This is a genomic window from Paenibacillus pini JCM 16418 (genome assembly GCF_000576305.1).
GTDB lineage: Bacteria > Bacillota > Bacilli > Paenibacillales > Paenibacillaceae > Paenibacillus_AQ > Paenibacillus_AQ pini.
This window is the reverse complement of the sequence record NZ_BAVZ01000015.1, coordinates 1-17,955: the sequence shown is the minus strand read 5'-3', so window position 1 is coordinate 17,955 and position 17,955 is coordinate 1. Positions and strand designations below refer to the sequence as shown.

Genomic DNA, 17,955 nt, shown 5'->3' with positions numbered 1-17,955 from the left:
TTTCTCTAACTAAATTTAACTACAACTCTCGCTCAAACTAAGGTCGAACTAAGGTTAAACTTTTACAAGTTAACCGCCAAACTGTCCATCTTGGTGCTTGCTAAACATTCAGATGATTATATGGCTACAATTTAGACTATTCAACCGTCACGATAACCTTAGCTCTCTTACCACCAAAGCTTACCGTAATCGTCGCTTTACCTTTACCTGTGGCTAAAATTCTTCCATCCTTAACACTCGCAGTTAACAGCTTGGATGTAGTCCATAGTGCAGGCTTGGACACATTACCTTCAGTTCCGTCTGCATACGTTGCAGTAGCAACAATGTTTACATCCTGGCCTACGCTCATTTTAATTGCGACCTTATCTGTTTCTAAATATTTAAGAGTATCGACGTCAACAGGAATACGTAGGGATTTACCCGCATATTTAGCTGTTATACTTGTTTTACCGTATGCCATAGCCGTGACTTTACCCGCGTCAACACTAGCAACCTTATAACTAGACGTAGTCCAGTCTGCTTGTTTAGTTATATCTCTTGTCGATCCATCACTAAGCGTAATGGTTACATTCACTTGCGCGACTTTATTATCCTTGGATTGAGATTGCAAGCTAAGGAAATCAATCGAGACCTTATTGCTATCTTTACCTACGGTAGCATCAATCTTCTGCACCACATCGATCTCAACGGGAATGGTTACTTTTTGGCCACCAGACTCTGCTGTGATATTCGCCTTACCGTACTTGTTACCTGTAACAATACCACTGTTACTAACCGCTGCGATGGAAGCGTTGCTAGATTTCCAAATGACTTCAGGTAATTCAACATTTTTCCCTGATGAATCTGTAGCGCTTAGGGTGACTTGCTTCTTCTCCCCAGATGACAGCACAATGATTTGCACATCGGCATTCAACTTCGTCACCAATCCAACCTCTACGCTCATGGTATAGGATTTATTATCATATTTGGCAGTAATCGTCGAAGATCCCATAGCCACACCCGTTACAACACCATTCTCATCAACGGTAGCGACATCACTTTTACTAGAGCTCCATTCAGCCTTGCTTGTTACGTTCTCTACTTTATCCTTACCGTAGTTCAATACGACACTTGCCGGGTATACCCCACCAACTTTAAGTGATACTTTCTTGGCAGAAATATCGATTTTGGAAGGCATGTCGACTGATACATTCGTTGTTACCGTAACTCCGCCATACGTAGCGCTAATTTGGGCTTGACCCTTTTTATAAGCTGTAATTTTGCCGCCAGTTACATAGATTATATCTTCTTTATTTGACTTCCACTCAGCTTTAGCTGCTACATCTTCGCCATCACCCGTAACGCCAGCATATTTAGCTTTCAGCGTTAAAGTCTTGCTCTCATTCACACTCATAGATACTTCTTCTACCAGCTCTAAGTGGCGTGGAATTTCGACATCAACATTAATCGTAACTGTTTTATCCCCGTATTTAGCCGAGATAATCGCAGCACCCGCTGATTCCGCTGTAATGACACCCTTATTCACATAAGCAATCTTCTCGTTACTGGATGTCCAGACAGCATCTTTTGTTACATCTACATTCGCTGGCGTCTTATCTGGATATACTGCGGTTAGAGCAATTTTCTCTGGCGTGCCACCAACTCGCATAAAAATATCTGTTTTATTTGCTACAAGCTTGCGTGTCTTATCGACATCCACTTGAATATTTACACTTTTGGAACCGTATTTAGCTGTAATTACAGCTGAACCCGACATATATGCATTAATCTCACCATTGATAACGTCGGCTACTGCCTCATTACTAGATGACCATTCAGCATCCTTTGTAACATCCTTAGGCGTGCCATCTGGATAAGTTGCAGTCAATAAGACCGTTTTCTTTTCCTTCAAAAGCATACTGATTTGGGTTTCCTTTGCCTCAAGCCGCTTTACTAGTTCAACGCTAACAGGTATTGTCACCGTTTGTTTACCGTAAGTGGCTGTAATTGTCGCCGTACCAGAACGAAACGTCTTCGCCTTACCGTTAACAACCGTTACAACATTACTGTTGTCCGTTGACCATTCTGCTTTAGTAGACACATTCTCTGTTGTATTATCAGTATAAGTAGCAGTCAATTGAATGTCTGCTTCTGAATTCATTTTCAGATCTAGACTCTGAACATCCTTCGTCAGCGCTTTTACCTTCTTGGTCACGTTTACGACCACAGATTGTGGAGCAGCCGTACTATAAGATGCCGTGATGGTTGTAGTTCCTTCACTTTTTGCCGTAATGGTACCGTTATATACTGTCGCCACTGAAGTGTCTCCGCTACTCCAGCTCGTTTTAATGGTTACATTTGCTGTCGTACTGTCGGAATATACACCCGTCGCCGTGATATCAGCGGTATCCCCGATTTCAAGAGTCGCTTGGTTCTTGGACAGAACCAGCTTCGTCAAATCCGCCGTTGCAGCCCAACTTGTTCCTGAGTAGGCCACGCACAACACCAATACCAGTGACATAACCAAAGCCTTTTTGAATCTCATATACAATGTAATTTCCCTCCAATTCCTATATTTGAATATAAACATCATATCTCACATATCGGACAGATGGGTATATAATGTTAGGTTTTTCGGCATTTTTTACGTAAATTTAGTAGAAAACTCCTACTAATATGTGAAGAAAATTGTCATATTAAGAAATTTATTTAATAGAGAAAAAGTACCTTAATAAAAAAGACAGTCCCTGAGATATGAATCTCTAAGGACTGCCTTTAAGCTATTCTAATGAATTACTCTGTCGTCTTTTGCGCACCAGGTACATGACATGCACCATCACTACAAGCCGCGTCAGATTCCGTTCCTTCCTCATTTAAAAGTGTTAGCGGATGATCCTCCTGCCACACTTTATTGAGCGTTTCTACGAATGCCTCTGGAGGCTGAGCTCCGGAAATGCCATATTTGCGATTGATAACGAAGAAAGGAACACCTGTAACTCCAAGTTGACTACCTTCCTGCTCATCTCTGCGTACATCATCCTTGTAAGCATCACTTTCTAACATCGTAGCTGCTGCCTGCGCATCAAGCCCTATTTCTCCAGCTAAACGAATCAAAGTCTCTCGATCACCAATATGAGCCGAATCTGTGAAGTAAGCTTTGAAGAGTCGTTCGGTCATATCATAACGCTTACCCGCCTCTGCCGCCCAATGTGTCATGCGGTGAGCATCAAAAGTATTCGTTGGTATCATGGTGTCAAAATGGTAGGTAAGTCCAACAGCCTTTGCTTGTTCTGTCAGATTATCGTTCGCCGCTTTCGCTTGCTCTAGACTCATGCCATATTTCGATGCTAGGATGCTGTGCATATTTTGGTCATTGTCTACAGGTGCGTCAGGAGCTAGCTCGAAGCTACGGAATGTAATCTCTACCTGATCTCGGTGTGCAAACTGCTGAAGACCCTCTTCAAAACGCCGCTTCCCAATATAACAGAACGGACAAGCAAAATCGGACCAAATCTCTATATTCATCATACGTAAAATCCTCCTCACGTGAACTCAACTTAAGGTATACAGTAAAAAGTCTTAAAACATCAAACTATATGGAACACATTGAAACTGTAACTATATTATTTACATTATACTATTCAGTTGCTTGAAGTGCAAATATTCGATAACCATTACATGCGTATCTAACCGTTATTATTTGGCTTCTATCTTAAAATAATCCCCAATTAAATGTGAAGTATATGTAATGTATTTATTTAAAATAACCGTTCAGAGATGTTTTTATGTAATATAAATTTACACAAATAATTACCTAAGAACATAATTTTATTTATTAGGTGGATTATATATAGCATATCAGTACAACAACTTTCCCACTAAAAATAATAATGTTATATTACCTTACAGTAAGCGTTTGCATAAATAAAAAAAGGGTTGATTATTTATAAAGCATCCACTATGATATTGTCATTAGGTCAAAGGCGAAATTAAAGCACTTTAACTTTCAATTTAATACCCACCCTAAAGATTATATTTTCAAGCAGTCTTGCACCCAAAAGTTTAAGCGCTTTAACTTATACTACACGTTGAAAGGTTGGTGTTTCAGTGAAACTTAGCGAAAGCCGGCGACAAACGCTTTATATGTATCTATTCATTTCACCATGGTTAATCGGCTTCATTATCTTTGCTTTATACCCTATTCTATCATCGCTTTATTACAGCTTCACAGACTACGACATCATTCATCCGCCTAAATACGTGGGGCTGGCGAATTATCAAGAAATGTTCCACAGTGAGCTGTTTTGGAAATCGGTAACGGTAACGCTCAGATATACCTTCATTAGCGTACCTATTATGCTGTTACTTTCATTAGGATTCGCGATGCTGCTTAATCAAAAAATACCCTTTCGCGGTTTCTTCCGTACAGCCATGTACTTCCCAAGTATGGTTTCAGGCGTAGCGATGTCCCTGCTATGGTACTGGATCTTCAATCCACAAATCGGATTGTTCAATTACATGCTATCTTGGTTCGGCATCGCCGGTCCAGCATGGCTCATGAATCCAGGTTCAGCTCTTTATGCACTAATCATCATGTCCCTATGGACTGCAGGCACAGGTATGATTCTATTCCTTGCCGGGTTGCAAGGTGTGCCCTCAAGCTTGGTCGAAGCTGCCAAACTGGATGGAGCCGGTCGTTTCAGAATTTTCTTAAACGTAACGCTCCCAATGATATCACCAATATTATTATTCCAATTCATCATGGGTGTAATCGATTCCTTCCAAGTGTTCACACAAGCATTTGTAATGACACAAGGTGGACCGAACTACTCCACTTGGTTCTACGTATACAACTTGTATACCAGCGCATTTAAAGAATACCGTGCAGGTTACTCATCCGCACTCGCTTGGGTACTACTCGTTGTCGTTATGCTGTTCACTGCGCTCATTATGAAATTCTCTAACCGTTATGTTCATTATGAAGGGGGCGGACGCCGATGAGTACATTTCCGGCCATAAATAGCCAGAATCTTCTTCTTCACCTTCACATCGTAAACGTAATATTGATCCGGTACGTATAGCAAGCTTCATCGCTTTAATTGTATCGACAGCCCTGATGCTGCTACCTTTATTCTTCATGGTGTCCACGTCGTTAAAGTCGAAACGCGAACTGCTGAAGTTTCCACCAACCTTTTTACCTGAGACATGGCAGTGGAGCAACTACGTAGATATTTTCAAAACACTGAACTTCGGCACCATGTATATGAACAGCTTAATTATTGGTGTGCTTACCGTCATCGGTACATTGCTCTCATCTGCTCTTGCTGCATATGGATTCGCAAGATACCGCGGTAAAGGGAGTAACCTATGGTTCATGCTTCTACTAAGTACGATGATGCTGCCTTATCCGGCAATTATGATTCCTCAGTTTATTTTATTCTCTAAAATGAACTGGATTGATACATTCCTTCCACTGATTGTACCTGCATTCTTTGGATCAGCGTATAACATCTTCCTTCTGCGTCAGTTCTTCTCTACTCTGCCAGATGAATTGTTCGATGCTGGTCGTATTGATGGATGTACAGAGTTTAGGATGTGGCGCCAAATCGCCCTACCATTATCTGGGCCCGCTCTTTCAACGGTCGCCATTTTCGCTTTTATTTACAGCTGGAATGACCTTCTGACACCAGTACTTTACTTAAGTTCAGCAGATAAGTTTACACTACCAGTCGGAATGTCATCCCTAACCTCTTCGAGGTTTAGAATTCCACCTTGGCACTTGCTTATGGTCGCTTCCGTACTGGCCATGGTACCTATAGTCACCCTGTTCGCCGTAGCCCAGCGGCGTTTCGTAGAAGGTATAGTCCTAACAGGCATTAAGTAATTCCGTATTACAATCACTTGAGATGATATGGAGGAATGAAAACACATGAAGAACAGAAACAGGCAAACGGGTTCGTTATTATTAGCCACTGCAATGTTTATCGTACTCACGTTATCAGGCTGTAGCGGAGGTAAGTCAGCGGCAGACGTCAGCCCCAGGTAATGATAATGATTCTACCAAAGGTGACAAAGTTACCATCACTCACTACACTATCGATTCTGAAGATAAAACCTTTATTACGAAGCTCATTCCTGATTTTGAAGCCAAGCATCCTAATATCAAGGTAAAAGTTGAAACAGCACCTTATGAACAGTTTGACAGTAAACTGCAAACGCTGATCGCTGGTAATAAGTCTCCCGATATCACGAGCCACTACGGCTACGGCGGGTTTGCAGAATACTATAATAAAGGCATGCTCCTAGACATGACGGATCTCATTAAAGAAGCTGGCTTCAAAGCAGCGGATTATAACATTCCTGATAATTTAATGAATATTTATAAAGTAAAAGACCGCACGTATGGTATTCCAGTAAACATGTACGTCACGCTCATGCTGTACAACAAAGATATGTTTGATGAGGCGAAGATTCCTTATCCACCAAGTGATTACGAAGATAAGAGCTGGACTTTTGACAAAATGGTTGCAGATGCTAAGAAAATGACGATCGTTTCTGACGATATCGCTAAAACTCAGTACGGTGTAGACTTCACTTGGTCTGAGCGCGACATGCGACCTCTATACTTCGGCGCTGAGCCTTATTCCGAAGATACTTGGACGAACGGCGGCGTTCCATCCGCAACACACTTTGACTCACCAGAAGTGATGGCTGCTTACAACAAGCAATTCGGACTGATTCTGAAGGATAAAGTTGCCCCAACTACAGAATGGAGTAAAAGCGTAGCTGGTCAGAATGGAGATCCGTTTGTATCAGGCAAAATTGGTATGTATGTCGGCGGATCATGGGGCCTTGCTGGCTCAAATGATTTCCCATTCAAAATTGGTGTAGCCGCTGTACCATCAGGCGGTAATGATAAAGTACGCAGTACACTGTTTGTTGATCCACTGCTCATTCTAAAAGACTCTAAGCATCCTAAAGAAGCTTTTGAATGGATTAAATATCTTGTAACGACAGATGTCCAAGAGAAATCTATTGAGCTAAGTGGTGGTAATCCACCAGTAAACTCTGTTGCTGCTGAAGCTTACTATAAACATTTTCAAGGCATTGATCCTGAAGATATACGTAAAGTGTATGAAGGCGGCGTAAAGTATGGATTTGAATCTTACAACCATCTGATTACAAACTACTCGCAAATCAATGACATGTTTATAAATGAAATGCAGCCGATCGAGAATGGCACCAAAACAGTCGAAGAAGTCATGCCAACAATACAAAAGAAAGTCACGGAGATCATCAAACGCTAGCCCTCCAAAATACCGCCCCGCGAGGGGCGGTACCTTGCATGAAATACGCTTTAGCAGCTTTTCCATCCTACATGTATACTAAGGTTAGAAGCATGTACGGAAAATGGAAAGCGAGGGGATTGGAAGATGAAAGTAAGTATATTTGATGTAGCCAAAAAATCAGGATTGTCCGTAGTAACGGTCTCCCGCGTCTTGAACGGAGCTGAGTCCGTACGTGAGAAAAATAGACAAAAGGTACTCAATGCTATAAAAGAGCTCGATTATCGTCCCAACGCAGCAGCTCGCAGTCTAGCCCGGGGAAAAACAGGTATTATCGGTTTAATTGTAACTACACTGCAAGATTCTTTCTTTGATGCCGTTGTGAAAGAGGTCAATGATGTTCTGGCACTACATGGGTACTTTTTGGCCGTTTCCGTTTCAACCGGTATCGCTTCGGATGAAAGTCATTATCTAATTCAAGAGGACCGTGTGGATGGGCTCATTCTACTCTCTCCTATGGAAGAGGATAACTACATCGTAGAGTTGAAACGGCGCAACATTCCTTATGTACTCATTGACAACCAGAAACCTGAGAATGATGCCTTTTCAGTTACTGTAGATAATTATAGAGGCGGCTACTCCGCTGCAAAGCATTTAATCGCATTGGGTCATAGCTCCATTGCTCACCTAAGCGGTAATGAAATGTTCCGCAGTACTCGTGAGCGCCGAAGTGGATTCGAGCAAGCATTAAATGAACATGGTCTTATCCCTTTTGAAACGATACAAGGTGAGTTCGAGATCAGTTTTGGCTATGAATCCTGCCGAAAATGGTTAAGCTCTGGCTCACTTCCAACAGCTGTTTTTGCTGGTGACGACTACATCGCATTAGGTGTCGTAAATGCACTGCTTGAAGAAGGGATTCGTGTTCCAGAACAGGTAGCTGTTGTTGGTTATGACGGTCAGGATATTTCTTCTCAGCTTCATCCCTATTTAACAACGATTCGCCAACCCGCGGATCGAATCGGCTTGGCGGCTGTAGATATGCTCCTAAAACGCATTGATGGAACAATGAAGCGAGGTTCTAGCCTCCGGCTTGATCCAGAGCTCATTATTCGGGAGTCTACAGTTAAAGAACAACCAAGCCATCATTAAGTAATGATAGACAGATATCTGACGATTATAGGAGTGACGACCATTGGCTTATTACTTGGGAATTGATGGAGGAGGAAGCAAGACATATGCGCTGTTGACTAATGAGTCCGGTCACGTGCTTGGTAAAGGCAAAAGCGGCAATGGCAATCATCAGATTAACGCCGCGCAAGCCGCCAATAACATCCGCAGTGCAGCAGCGGACGCACTTGCCCAGGCTGGTTTGCGGCAGGAAGACGTAAACCATGCTTACTTCGGACTTGCTGGGGCTGACCGGGAAGCAGATTATCAAATTTTGCATCCCATGATTCGTGCACTTGGATTTAATCATTACAGCATTAATTGCGATACCATCATTGGTCTGCGAGCAGGAACTAATCATTCTTACGGGGTTGCCCTTATCTGTGGTACAGGTACCAATTCTGCAGGACGTAACCCTCAAGGTGTACATTATCAATGCGGTGGCTTTGATTATATGTATGGCGACTTTGGGGGTGGCGGTGCACTGAACATTGAAGTATTCCGCTCGGTGATCCGTGCTTGGGACGGACGAGAACAGCCAACCCTTCTAACGGGTCTACTGCTCGATATGCTTGGTTATAAGGATGTGGAGACTCTGTTTAACGATTTCCAGGATCATGGCCGCAGTGTGCCCGTTCATGCTGCTAAGCTATTATTTGAAGCTGCAGCGTTAAATGATGCTGTAGCATTGGAAATTTTACGTCACCAAGGCGAAGAACTAGGTAAATCAGCTTCTGCCGTCGTGCATAGGTTGGTATGGAGAACGATACGTTTGACGTTGTACTCGCAGGAAGTCTACTAACCCGAGGAGACCGTGGCTGGATTCGCGGCCCGATTGAGCAAGCTGTTAAGGTAGCGGCTCCGCTCGCCTCTATTGTGACTCTCTCAACTGAACCGGTTGTTGGTGCAGTCTGGTCCGCAATGGAAGAAGACGGCTTAACCATATCGACAGAAACATATGAAAGAATGCGGTCGTATCAAGAATACGACCAAATTAAACAAACTACACGATAGGATGTGGAAACCATGGCAAACGCACAAGGATTGAAAATTGCTGTAATTGGTGGAGGATCTTCTTATACTCCTGAATTGGTTGAAGGATTTATTCGTTACTATAATGAGCTTCCCGTTCGCGAGCTTTGGCTAGTTGATATTGATGCTGGTCTGCACAAGCTGAATATTGTGGGTAACCTTGCTAAACGTATGGTTGAAAAGTCTGGCCTTCCGATTGAAGTACATTTAACGACGGATCGCCGCAAAGCGATTGCCGGGGCCGATTTTGTTAGCACACAGATGCGCGTAGGTATGCTAGATGCTCGTGGCCGTGATGAATCTATTCCACTGAAATATGGCGTTATTGGTCAAGAAACAACTGGACCTGGCGGCATGATGAAGGCATTACGTACCATTCCTGTGCTTCTCGACGTGTGCCGTGACATTGAAGAGCTTGCTCCGAATGCTTGGCTGCTAAACTTCACCAACCCTGCCGGCATGGTGACAGAAGCTATATTGAAATATTCCAATGTTCGCAGCATTGGGCTGTGCAACGCACCTATCGGCTTGATTAAACAAACATCTGCTAAATATAACGTAGAACCGGACCGTATTTATGCAGAATTCGTTGGTTTGAACCATCTGCACTGGATTACACGCGTTGATGTTGAAGGCGAAGATAAACTGGATGAAATGCTCGCAGATACAACAGGCTATAGTGCCACAAATGTACCTGCCCGTGAATGGGATCCGGAATTCTTGAAATCCCTTGGTGCAATCCCTTCTTATTACTTGAAGTACTTCTATATGACAGATGCCATGCTGGAAGAGCAGCTTGATTCTGTTAAAACAGGGGGCAATCGTGCCGAAGTCGTAAAACGTGTAGAAGCGGAGTTATTCGAACTCTATAATGACCCAGAATTGAAAGACAAACCAAAACAATTAGAGCAACGCGGTGGAGCTTTTTATTCAGAAGCTGCTATTAATCTCATGCGCTCCCTTCATAACGGCACGAACGATATCCAAACGTTGAATGTCGCAAACAAGGGGACGATTGATTTCTTACCAGATGACGCCAGTATTGAAGTAAACTGCGTGGTTACTAAGAACGGCCCATTGCCGCTCCCTTTGACTAAAATTCCACGCTCAGCTGTAGGACTTATGCATGCTGTGAAGACTTACGAGCAACTTGCTATCGACGCTGCTGTAACGGGCGACCGCGGTCTTGCTATCCAAGCTATGGCACATCACCCGCTCGTTCCTTCTGTGGAAGTAGCCATCCAAATGCTGGACGATATGCTGGAAGCAAATAAAGAATACTTACCGCAATTTTTCGAAAAATCACCTGCTAACGAAGTGAACTAATCTTATATTATAATGATGCAAAGAACCCCTAACCAAATTAATGGTTAGGGGTTCTTTGCAGACTTTTAAATAAGGCTTTATAGGAGATGACCAACGTCATTTACCAATCTTCTTTCGTTACATCCTACAGCTTTACTGAAACGCGCGTTTTCAGTGTACTCTTTGTTCCTCGAACGAGTAACATGTAGCACAGTACTGCACATACTTCTGCACCCGCAATAATAATACCCATTGGGAGAGCCGTACCACTACCTTGAAGCCCTACTAACGGGCTTACAATGCCTCCAAAGATGTAAGACATCAAGCCTAGAAGTGCTGAGGCACTACCAGCCGAGTGGCCATAATCTTGCAACGCAAGCGATGATCCGCTCGCACCCACGATACCTACACTAGACACAACAAAGAATAAAGGAATCAGCGTTGCATATAGCCCTGCTCCAGTCATAATCATAGCTAGCAATGACAGACCTCCCAGGGTAGCAAGCAGAATACCTGAAATAAATAGCTTTCTCTCACCTAGCCGCGGCGCTAATTGCCCTGTGACCTGGCCTGCGATAATGATCCCGATACCATTCACTGCAAAAATTAAACTAAATGCCTGTGGTGAAACTTTGAAGATATCCTGCAACACAAAGGGTGAACCGGATATATATGCGAACATACCTGCTGACACGAAGCCTTGGCATAAGGCGATTCCCATAAATTTACGATCACGCAGCAATTCACCAAAGGTGGAGAGTGTGTTTACAATGCCGCCTTTGGAGCGGCGGTTCACTGGAAGTGTTTCTTTTAAACCATACAAAACAGCTAGAAGCATCAGCACTCCAATAACCGTAAGAACAACAAATACCCCGCGCCACGATGTAAATCGTAGGAGCTGCCCTCCAAAAAGTGGCGACAGAATAGGAGCTGCTCCATTCACCAGCATGAGCATGGAGAAAAATTGAGTTAGCTGCGTGCCTGAATACATATCCCGAACAATCGCTCTGGAAATAACAATGCCTGCCGATCCGGCAAGCCCTTGGATGAAACGCATCACGATTAGCATTTCAATGGATGGACTGAATGCACATATCATTGAGCTACACCATACAATAGCATCCCGATTAAGAGTGGTATCCGCCGCCCTTTTACATCACTAAGAGGACCTGCAAATAACTGACCCACAGCAAGACCAATTAAGCAGGACGTCAAGCTGAGCTGGGTGAGCGACGTTGTCGTAAGGAACGTTGTCGTCATATCCGGTAGTGCTGGCAAATACATATCGAGCGACAATGGCCCAAACGCGGACAGCGCTCCTAAAATAATAATCATCCATAAGCGGCTTGTGCTTGGCTTATCGCCAATCGTAGACTGCGAAGCTTGCAGTTGTTGATTCTCTTGTTTTTTTCTATTCATTGTTGTTACAGACCTTCCCCTCCACGTAACCTAAATACACCATGTCTCTTATCTCTCTCTAAAAAAACATTAACACATCTATTTGCTCCAAGGCCATCAAAAAATACTGGATGAATGCGCGTTAACCATTCCCTCGCTAGACTGCGAATCATATACTTCTTACATCTTTAGTTCCGCAAGTGTCTCATTCCATCGCTGTATGACCGCCTCGTTGTCCTTCAACTGTACCTGCACACCCGATGTGATATCGGCGTACTTAGCCACGTCTTCCCTAGCAGACACTACCTCTGCCTCAAAACGTTCCCTTGTATGCAAGGAATCTGCAAGTAAAGGTAATCTTCGTAAAGACAAACGCACATAATGAGCTATTCCTTCATAAAAAAGTACAAGTGTAGCCTTTTCCGTACGAATCAGATTACCTGTCGTCGTTGTATTCGGCCACATCGCCAGACGCAGCTTTGTTCTACTTAGGGCTATAATCTCACCCACACTAATCATCGCCGTATGGGGCCAGTGATCCTCTGTAACGCTAAGTAACATCATCGCTTCATGCTGCTTATTCTCAAGCTGCTCGCCGTTCAATAGCTTAAAGAGCTGTTCCGAAATTTCTGGTTGCTCCATGTGAGCAAGCCTCCCTTCTTTGCGTTCTCTTTGCTACTCGTTCTTCCATTGTAGCTAAAATAGTCGCAGGGCGGGCAACAAAAAAGAGCATTCCGTCATAACGGAATGCTCTTGGGTGAGTGTATGTTTCATTACATCTAATCCATATAGCCCATTTCAACTTCGCGCAATACACCACGTGCATGCTGTACCCACATATCATCCAATGGAGCATCATCATCCAATGGAGGCTGGAATTGATCAAACAATGCCCCAAGTAAATGCGGAGCTGCATGCTTGTCAGTTCCCGTATTATAAATGTATTTAAATACGAAAGGACGTCCTAATTTTACCGTAGCTTTACATCCTCCGCATTCCCCATCTAAACTCCCTTTAGTGACATGGAATGGAATTCGTAACCAGACCATTCTCTCCTCATCCAAACGTTTATCCATATAACCATGCTTATAATCCCAGTTTCCAGCCAATGTGAAATTGTGCTTGCACAAATATTCGTCAATGTTAATGAACTGATCTTCGATGTTCTCAAGTCTTGATTCCAAATTAATCATGTCGTCACACTCCTTAGACTTTATTCTAAGGATGAGCCGTAGAATAGCATCTTATACCACATGGGAATGAAAAAACCAGCCATCGTATATGCCGTGGCTGGTTGAATGATGCCTGTTAATTATTTTTTGGCTAAAGATTAGTACCCAATCCGTTGGAATCTTCAGCAGACGCATTGGAATTGTTGATTGCAGCTATTGCAGGTTGAGATAGGGAATTAGTGTACTGAGATTTAGAAGCTACGGATAGAATATACACCGTATAATCCTTTGTAATCACCACAGAGGCCCCATCAATATCTTGGCTGACCCTAGAAAAATCAACTCCATGAGATTCACGCTTTCCTTTTCCATTACTAATAAGATTATTTGCTTCAGATAAATTTAATAAAGCATTCTTGCCTGAAAGTACAAAGACCACATGGTCACACTATTATCATTTGCTGAAAAACTAACATTAACTGATGGTTTGTCTCCATCTGTATTGAGCATAGCTATTACATTAGTTACCATTTCAACGGGCGTTGTAACCGATTTATCCTCTAAATTAATTAGATATGCTCCAGCTGATAAGTTATTCCCCGATGCTTCGTTGGATACCGAGAGAACTTTAATATAGTAATCAAACTTTTCAATTATTTTTTCACCATCAGAATCAAGGAGCGTTGGATCTAATGTGGAATTAAAGTCTCCCTTTCCAACGGGGTAGAACCTTCCAGACTGACTAGAACTTGCTTTTGCAAGATCAAAATTCGGTACACTGGTGTATTTTACAACAAAGATACGGTACCCAATAATATTTTTCTCATCTGATGGTACTTTGAATGAAACTTCAATATCACCAGCATTATGAGAATCAGCAACATCTTTTGCTGCGATATTCGTAACTGCATTCACTTTACTATTATTTGCAAGTGTAACTAAGCTACCTGTTGAAAGTGCATTTGATTCATTTGTACCAACCGACAGTACATACACATTATAATTGCCGTTTTTGATTGGTGACCCATATATATCCGTAGCAGTTTCAGGCAATACCTTTGAACTAGACCCCTTAGCTACGAAAGTATAATTCTCAATTTTGCTTGCGGCTTTCTCGTCTAATTTGACACTAGGAAGCGAAACTAATATACGGTATTCTTTTATAATCGTCTCATTACTTGGCTTGTTAAAACTCACTTTAAGATCACTACCGTTGCCATTATCCGCAATATCTTCAGCCTTAACTCCTGTAACTACCTCAGTCGTAGTATTATTACTGAGCACAATTGCGGAAGAATATGTGGAAAGTACATTATTACTGGAACTTGAATTAGATACAGATAGAACAAAAACTTTGTAACTAACATCGTTTCTAATCAATTCTCCATTTACGTCTCGTGCATCATACGGTAGTAAATTAATGTATGAACTTATTCCTGATTTAGTTACTGTTGTGTAATAGCTTGTTGAATTGGCATTAGATAATGTAAAGTAATCTGCATTGCCACTCTTGACTACAAAAATTCGATAGTGATTAATATTGGTTTCATCGCTCGCTCGCGTAAATGAAACTCTAAGGTCACTACCATTACCTTTATCACTTACATCACTTACTTGAACATTAGTTGCTTTACCAACAGTGGAATTATTCGATAACGTGATAGATGAAGAATATGAAGATAATACATTATCACTTGTGTTTCCATTCGCTACAGATAGGATGAACACTCGGTAACTAGTACCGTTTCGAATTAGATCGCCATCCACATCCCTTGCAGAACTGGATAACACCTGATTAATATTGTAGCCTGTTCGATACACTGAAGTGTAGTTATAGCTAGAAACCGCATTAGCAGTTGAAAGTGTAAAATAGCTAGCGTTAGAGGCTTTAACTACCATGATGCGGTATTGGTTCAGATTGCTTTCGTCACTTGCGCGTGTAAAGGAAACTTGAAGATCACGTCCATCGTTGTTATCCGCCACGTCATTAACACTCACATTTGTCGCAGCAGTTACTTTGCCGTTACCCGATAAGACAACCGTTGAAGATGCTGCAGAGAGCGTGTTGCTCGAACTATTATTACTCACTGCCATTACGAATACGCGGTAGCTGATTCCGTTAGCAATAAGTGAACCGTCTACATCACGTGCTCCTGAAGACAATACTTGGCTAATGTTATAGCCTGTTTTGCTAACGGATGTATAGTATGAACTGGAAACTGCATTAGCTGATGACAATGTAAAGTTGTTAGCATTGCTAGCCTTCACTACAAAAATACGATATGAACCAATGGAGGATTCATTCGTTATCTTATTAAAGTTAACTAACAAGTCTCGGCCATCTCCATAATTACTTACATCGTCAACTCTAGTAATGACTGGCGTTGTCGCTGCATTCGTATTCAATGTAATAGAAGAGGAGCCTAAAGATAACTGTGATGATATGGTACTGTTATTACTCACAGCTAATACATAAATCGTATATGGAACACCATTTTTAATTAATTCACCTGATGTATCCCTACTTGAAGAGGATAATACTGTAATTACCGAGGTACTTGTGCCTTTGTTAACCAATGTATAGTTGGAACTTGAAAGTGCATTAGCAGCACTTAAATTAAAATTGGAGATATCTTTAGTCTTAACCACCATAATACGGTAGCTGGAAGTATTGGTATCATTTTGTGGTCGGACGAAGTTAACCGACAAATCACGACCGTCACCATAGTCGCTCACATCCGAAGCTGTTACGCTAGTAACGCTGCCAACAGAACTCGTAACGGTTAATGTAATTGTGGATGAAGCGCCTGAAAGTACATTTACACCGCTTTTGCCAACCATCAATATATAAGCAACATACGATTGATTTGAACGAAGCAGTTCGCCATTTACATCCATCGTTTGTGAGGACAACGTAATAGATGCATCCTCTCCACTAGGCGGAATCGAAGTGTAATTACCTGTAGAAAGTGCATGTGACAAATTAAAGCTGTTGGAATTTGCTGATTTCACCATAAGTACGCGGTATTCTTTTACAGCCGATTCTTGTTGCGATTTCTGGAAACTGATTTCTACATCTCGACCATCGCCATTTTTACCAGTGACACGCGCTGTTACATATGAAACTGGAGTTACTGGAGTCGAAGCTGCTACCGTAATAATGTTAACGGTTTGAGTCACTTGATTCCATTTCACCGTTTCGCCCAATGCCTCGCTAACGAATCGAACTGGAACCATGGTGGATCCTTTTAAAACCTGAGCAGGGACTTGTAAACTAACAATTTTATTGTTTACAGTTGCTGTTTTAGCACCGATTTTAAGAATGACTGTGGTGTTGTCTCGGGTTGCGGTCACAGTTTTTGTCTTTTGATTCCACAGAACCTCGGCATCTAGGGCTTCAAATATAGCTCGTAAGGGCAGCATCGTACTACCCTTTACCAAAATTGGAGCCTGAGACGGATACAATTTCTCCCCGTCAATGTAAATACTGATTGGTTTTGCAGCAGCCTGAACCTGAGTTTGTATTGATAATGAAATGAAAAATACGATAGCTACTAGCATTAACCCTAATTTGCGCACGTTACTGTCCTCCTCTTATTTTACCTAATGAAGAAAAATTTTCCTCTTATCTATCTGACGTAAGAATACAGTAAAAAGTTGTCATTGAGAACAAAAAAAGAACAGCTTGTCGTTTGACAAGCCATTCCCTGAACATCATTTTTAAACTGTTCTTCTCAATTACGAAATGGATATGCCCCCACTACCGTACCCTGCAACTGTATTTACAAGCGTTAAGCCTGTAGCCGTTGCAGTAAATACGAGTAAAATTCGGGTCTGAGCAGTAATCGGAATGTTTAATCCAGTAATGATTCCATTCGAAACCGATCCAAGAGAAATGACTCCTGTTAGGGGAGGTGCCAATGTAACTGCAGTCCCTGGAATCGCTGTAAAAATATTATTTGGAGTAGTTGAGCTATACAATTGTGCTGTAACCGTGACTGTAGTTCCCACGAGGCTCAATGCCGCAGTAGTACTGAAGTATGCCGCAACTGAATTAATAGTACCTGCACGAGGAGCAGAGAATGCAAAATTTAGAAGTGTACCTGCCGCTCCAGTTAGATCAATCGTTGTGCCTCCGACTAGAACTGTTGTAGATGAATTGCCAAATCCAGCGAGTCCTACCGTACCAGCGAGTCCTCCGACGATCGTGGTTAATGCCATTGGTAATCCCGATGCAAAAGGAATGATGGCACCTGTACCCGTTGCTCCAGTGACGCCAGTTATACCTGTTAACCCGGTAGCACCAGTGATACCTGTAGCTCCGGTAACTCCGATTCCGGTTGCTCCCGTAGCACCAGTAACTCCATTTAAGCCTGTGGCTCCCGTTACTCCTGTGACACCAGTGACACCCGTATCTCCGGTACTTCCTGTTACTCCCGTCGCTCCTGTAACACCTGTGATACCCGTACTTCCGGTTACTCCCGTCGCTCCCGTAACACCAGTGACACCCGTATCTCCGGTGCTTCCTGTTACTCCGGTCGCTCCTGTAACACCTGTGACACCCGTACTTCCGGTGCTTCCGGTTACTCCCGTCACTCCGGCAACACCTATGA

At 42.6% G+C, this 17,955-nt stretch carries 14 protein-coding genes and 1 pseudogene; 7 read left to right on the top strand and 8 right to left on the bottom strand.

All coding sequences use genetic code 11. The features are described from left to right. Positions 1–136: 136 nt before the first annotated feature. Positions 137–2,524, bottom strand: a complete 2,388-nt coding sequence (locus JCM16418_RS17765) for an Ig-like domain-containing protein (protein ID WP_036651805.1) — start codon at positions 2,522–2,524, stop codon at positions 137–139. 248 nt (positions 2,525–2,772) lie between these two features. Next, on the bottom strand, positions 2,773–3,504 hold the full coding sequence (locus JCM16418_RS17760) for a DsbA family oxidoreductase (RefSeq protein WP_036651802.1): 732 nt from the start codon (positions 3,502–3,504) through the stop codon (positions 2,773–2,775). Between the two features lie 618 nt (positions 3,505–4,122). On the opposite strand from JCM16418_RS17760, the gene JCM16418_RS17755 reads away from it, so the two are divergent. From JCM16418_RS17755 to JCM16418_RS17730, 7 genes are all read left to right on the top strand, one after another. Beyond that, complete coding sequence (locus tag JCM16418_RS17755; RefSeq protein WP_172679248.1) at positions 4,123–4,980, top strand: carbohydrate ABC transporter permease; 858 nt, start codon at positions 4,123–4,125, stop codon at positions 4,978–4,980. Between the two features lie 136 nt (positions 4,981–5,116). Further along, positions 5,117–5,863 carry a carbohydrate ABC transporter permease gene (locus tag JCM16418_RS17750; RefSeq protein WP_242403894.1) on the top strand — a complete coding sequence of 249 codons (747 nt, stop codon included), beginning with the start codon at positions 5,117–5,119 and terminating at the stop codon, positions 5,861–5,863. Positions 5,864–6,059: 196 nt separating this feature from the next. After that, the gene (locus JCM16418_RS17745) at positions 6,060–7,286 is read left to right on the top strand and encodes an ABC transporter substrate-binding protein (protein ID WP_306304804.1); all 1,227 of its coding nucleotides are present in this window, start codon (positions 6,060–6,062) and stop codon (positions 7,284–7,286) included. A 126-nt stretch (positions 7,287–7,412) separates the two neighbouring features. Further along, positions 7,413–8,417, top strand: coding sequence for a LacI family DNA-binding transcriptional regulator (locus tag JCM16418_RS17740; RefSeq protein ID WP_036651683.1), 1,005 nt, complete (start codon positions 7,413–7,415; stop codon positions 8,415–8,417). A 43-nt stretch (positions 8,418–8,460) separates the two neighbouring features. Continuing rightward, positions 8,461–9,237 (top strand): N-acetylglucosamine kinase, encoded by a 777-nt coding sequence (locus JCM16418_RS17735; RefSeq protein ID WP_306304803.1) that lies wholly within the window; start codon positions 8,461–8,463, stop codon positions 9,235–9,237. Continuing rightward, the gene (locus JCM16418_RS26735) at positions 9,192–9,449 is read left to right on the top strand and encodes a hypothetical protein (protein ID WP_306304802.1); all 258 of its coding nucleotides are present in this window, start codon (positions 9,192–9,194) and stop codon (positions 9,447–9,449) included. Before JCM16418_RS17735 ends, JCM16418_RS26735 begins: the two co-directional genes overlap by 46 nt. A 12-nt stretch (positions 9,450–9,461) precedes the next feature. After that, a complete protein-coding gene (locus JCM16418_RS17730; RefSeq protein WP_036651680.1) occupies positions 9,462–10,793 on the top strand; it encodes a 6-phospho-beta-glucosidase in 1,332 nt (443 codons plus the stop codon). Positions 10,794–10,917: 124 nt separating this feature from the next. Here JCM16418_RS17730 and JCM16418_RS17725 read toward each other — a convergent pair. The 6 genes and pseudogenes from JCM16418_RS17725 to JCM16418_RS17700 form a co-directional block, all read right to left on the bottom strand. Further along, positions 10,918–12,107 (bottom strand): annotated as a pseudogene (locus JCM16418_RS17725) (multidrug effflux MFS transporter). Positions 12,108–12,350: 243 nt separating this feature from the next. Next, the gene (locus JCM16418_RS17720; RefSeq protein ID WP_036651677.1) at positions 12,351–12,812 is read right to left on the bottom strand and encodes a hypothetical protein; all 462 of its coding nucleotides are present in this window, start codon (positions 12,810–12,812) and stop codon (positions 12,351–12,353) included. A gap of 137 nt (positions 12,813–12,949) precedes the next feature. Beyond that, positions 12,950–13,363, bottom strand: coding sequence for a YugN family protein (locus JCM16418_RS17715; protein ID WP_036651675.1), 414 nt, complete (start codon positions 13,361–13,363; stop codon positions 12,950–12,952). Positions 13,364–13,493: 130 nt separating this feature from the next. After that, complete coding sequence (locus JCM16418_RS25055) at positions 13,494–13,640, bottom strand: hypothetical protein (RefSeq protein WP_156327232.1); 147 nt, start codon at positions 13,638–13,640, stop codon at positions 13,494–13,496. A 104-nt stretch (positions 13,641–13,744) separates the two neighbouring features. Beyond that, entirely contained in the window at positions 13,745–16,921 is a 3,177-nt protein-coding gene (locus tag JCM16418_RS17705; RefSeq protein WP_052020482.1) for a copper amine oxidase N-terminal domain-containing protein, read from the bottom strand. A gap of 159 nt (positions 16,922–17,080) precedes the next feature. Further along, positions 17,081–17,955 (bottom strand): exosporium glycoprotein BclB-related protein (locus JCM16418_RS17700; protein ID WP_036651668.1); only part of this gene is annotated, 875 nt, incomplete at its 5' end.

Bases quoted from the DNA above. Each gene is read 5' to 3' on its own strand.
- JCM16418_RS17765 (WP_036651805.1), bottom strand. From the start codon at position 2,524: ATGAGATTCAAAAAGGCTTTGGTTATGTCACTGGTATTGGTGTTGTGC.
- JCM16418_RS17760 (WP_036651802.1), bottom strand. From the start codon at position 3,504: ATGAATATAGAGATTTGGTCCGATTTTGCTTGTCCGTTCTGTTATATT.
- JCM16418_RS17755 (WP_172679248.1), top strand. From the start codon at position 4,123: ATGTATCTATTCATTTCACCATGGTTAATCGGCTTCATTATCTTTGCT.
- JCM16418_RS17750 (WP_242403894.1), top strand. From the start codon at position 5,117: ATGGTGTCCACGTCGTTAAAGTCGAAACGCGAACTGCTGAAGTTTCCA.
- JCM16418_RS17740 (WP_036651683.1), top strand. From the start codon at position 7,413: ATGAAAGTAAGTATATTTGATGTAGCCAAAAAATCAGGATTGTCCGTA.
- JCM16418_RS26735 (WP_306304802.1), top strand. From the start codon at position 9,192: ATGGAGAACGATACGTTTGACGTTGTACTCGCAGGAAGTCTACTAACC.
- JCM16418_RS17730 (WP_036651680.1), top strand. From the start codon at position 9,462: ATGGCAAACGCACAAGGATTGAAAATTGCTGTAATTGGTGGAGGATCT.
- JCM16418_RS17720 (WP_036651677.1), bottom strand. From the start codon at position 12,812: ATGGAGCAACCAGAAATTTCGGAACAGCTCTTTAAGCTATTGAACGGC.
- JCM16418_RS17715 (WP_036651675.1), bottom strand. From the start codon at position 13,363: ATGATTAATTTGGAATCAAGACTTGAGAACATCGAAGATCAGTTCATT.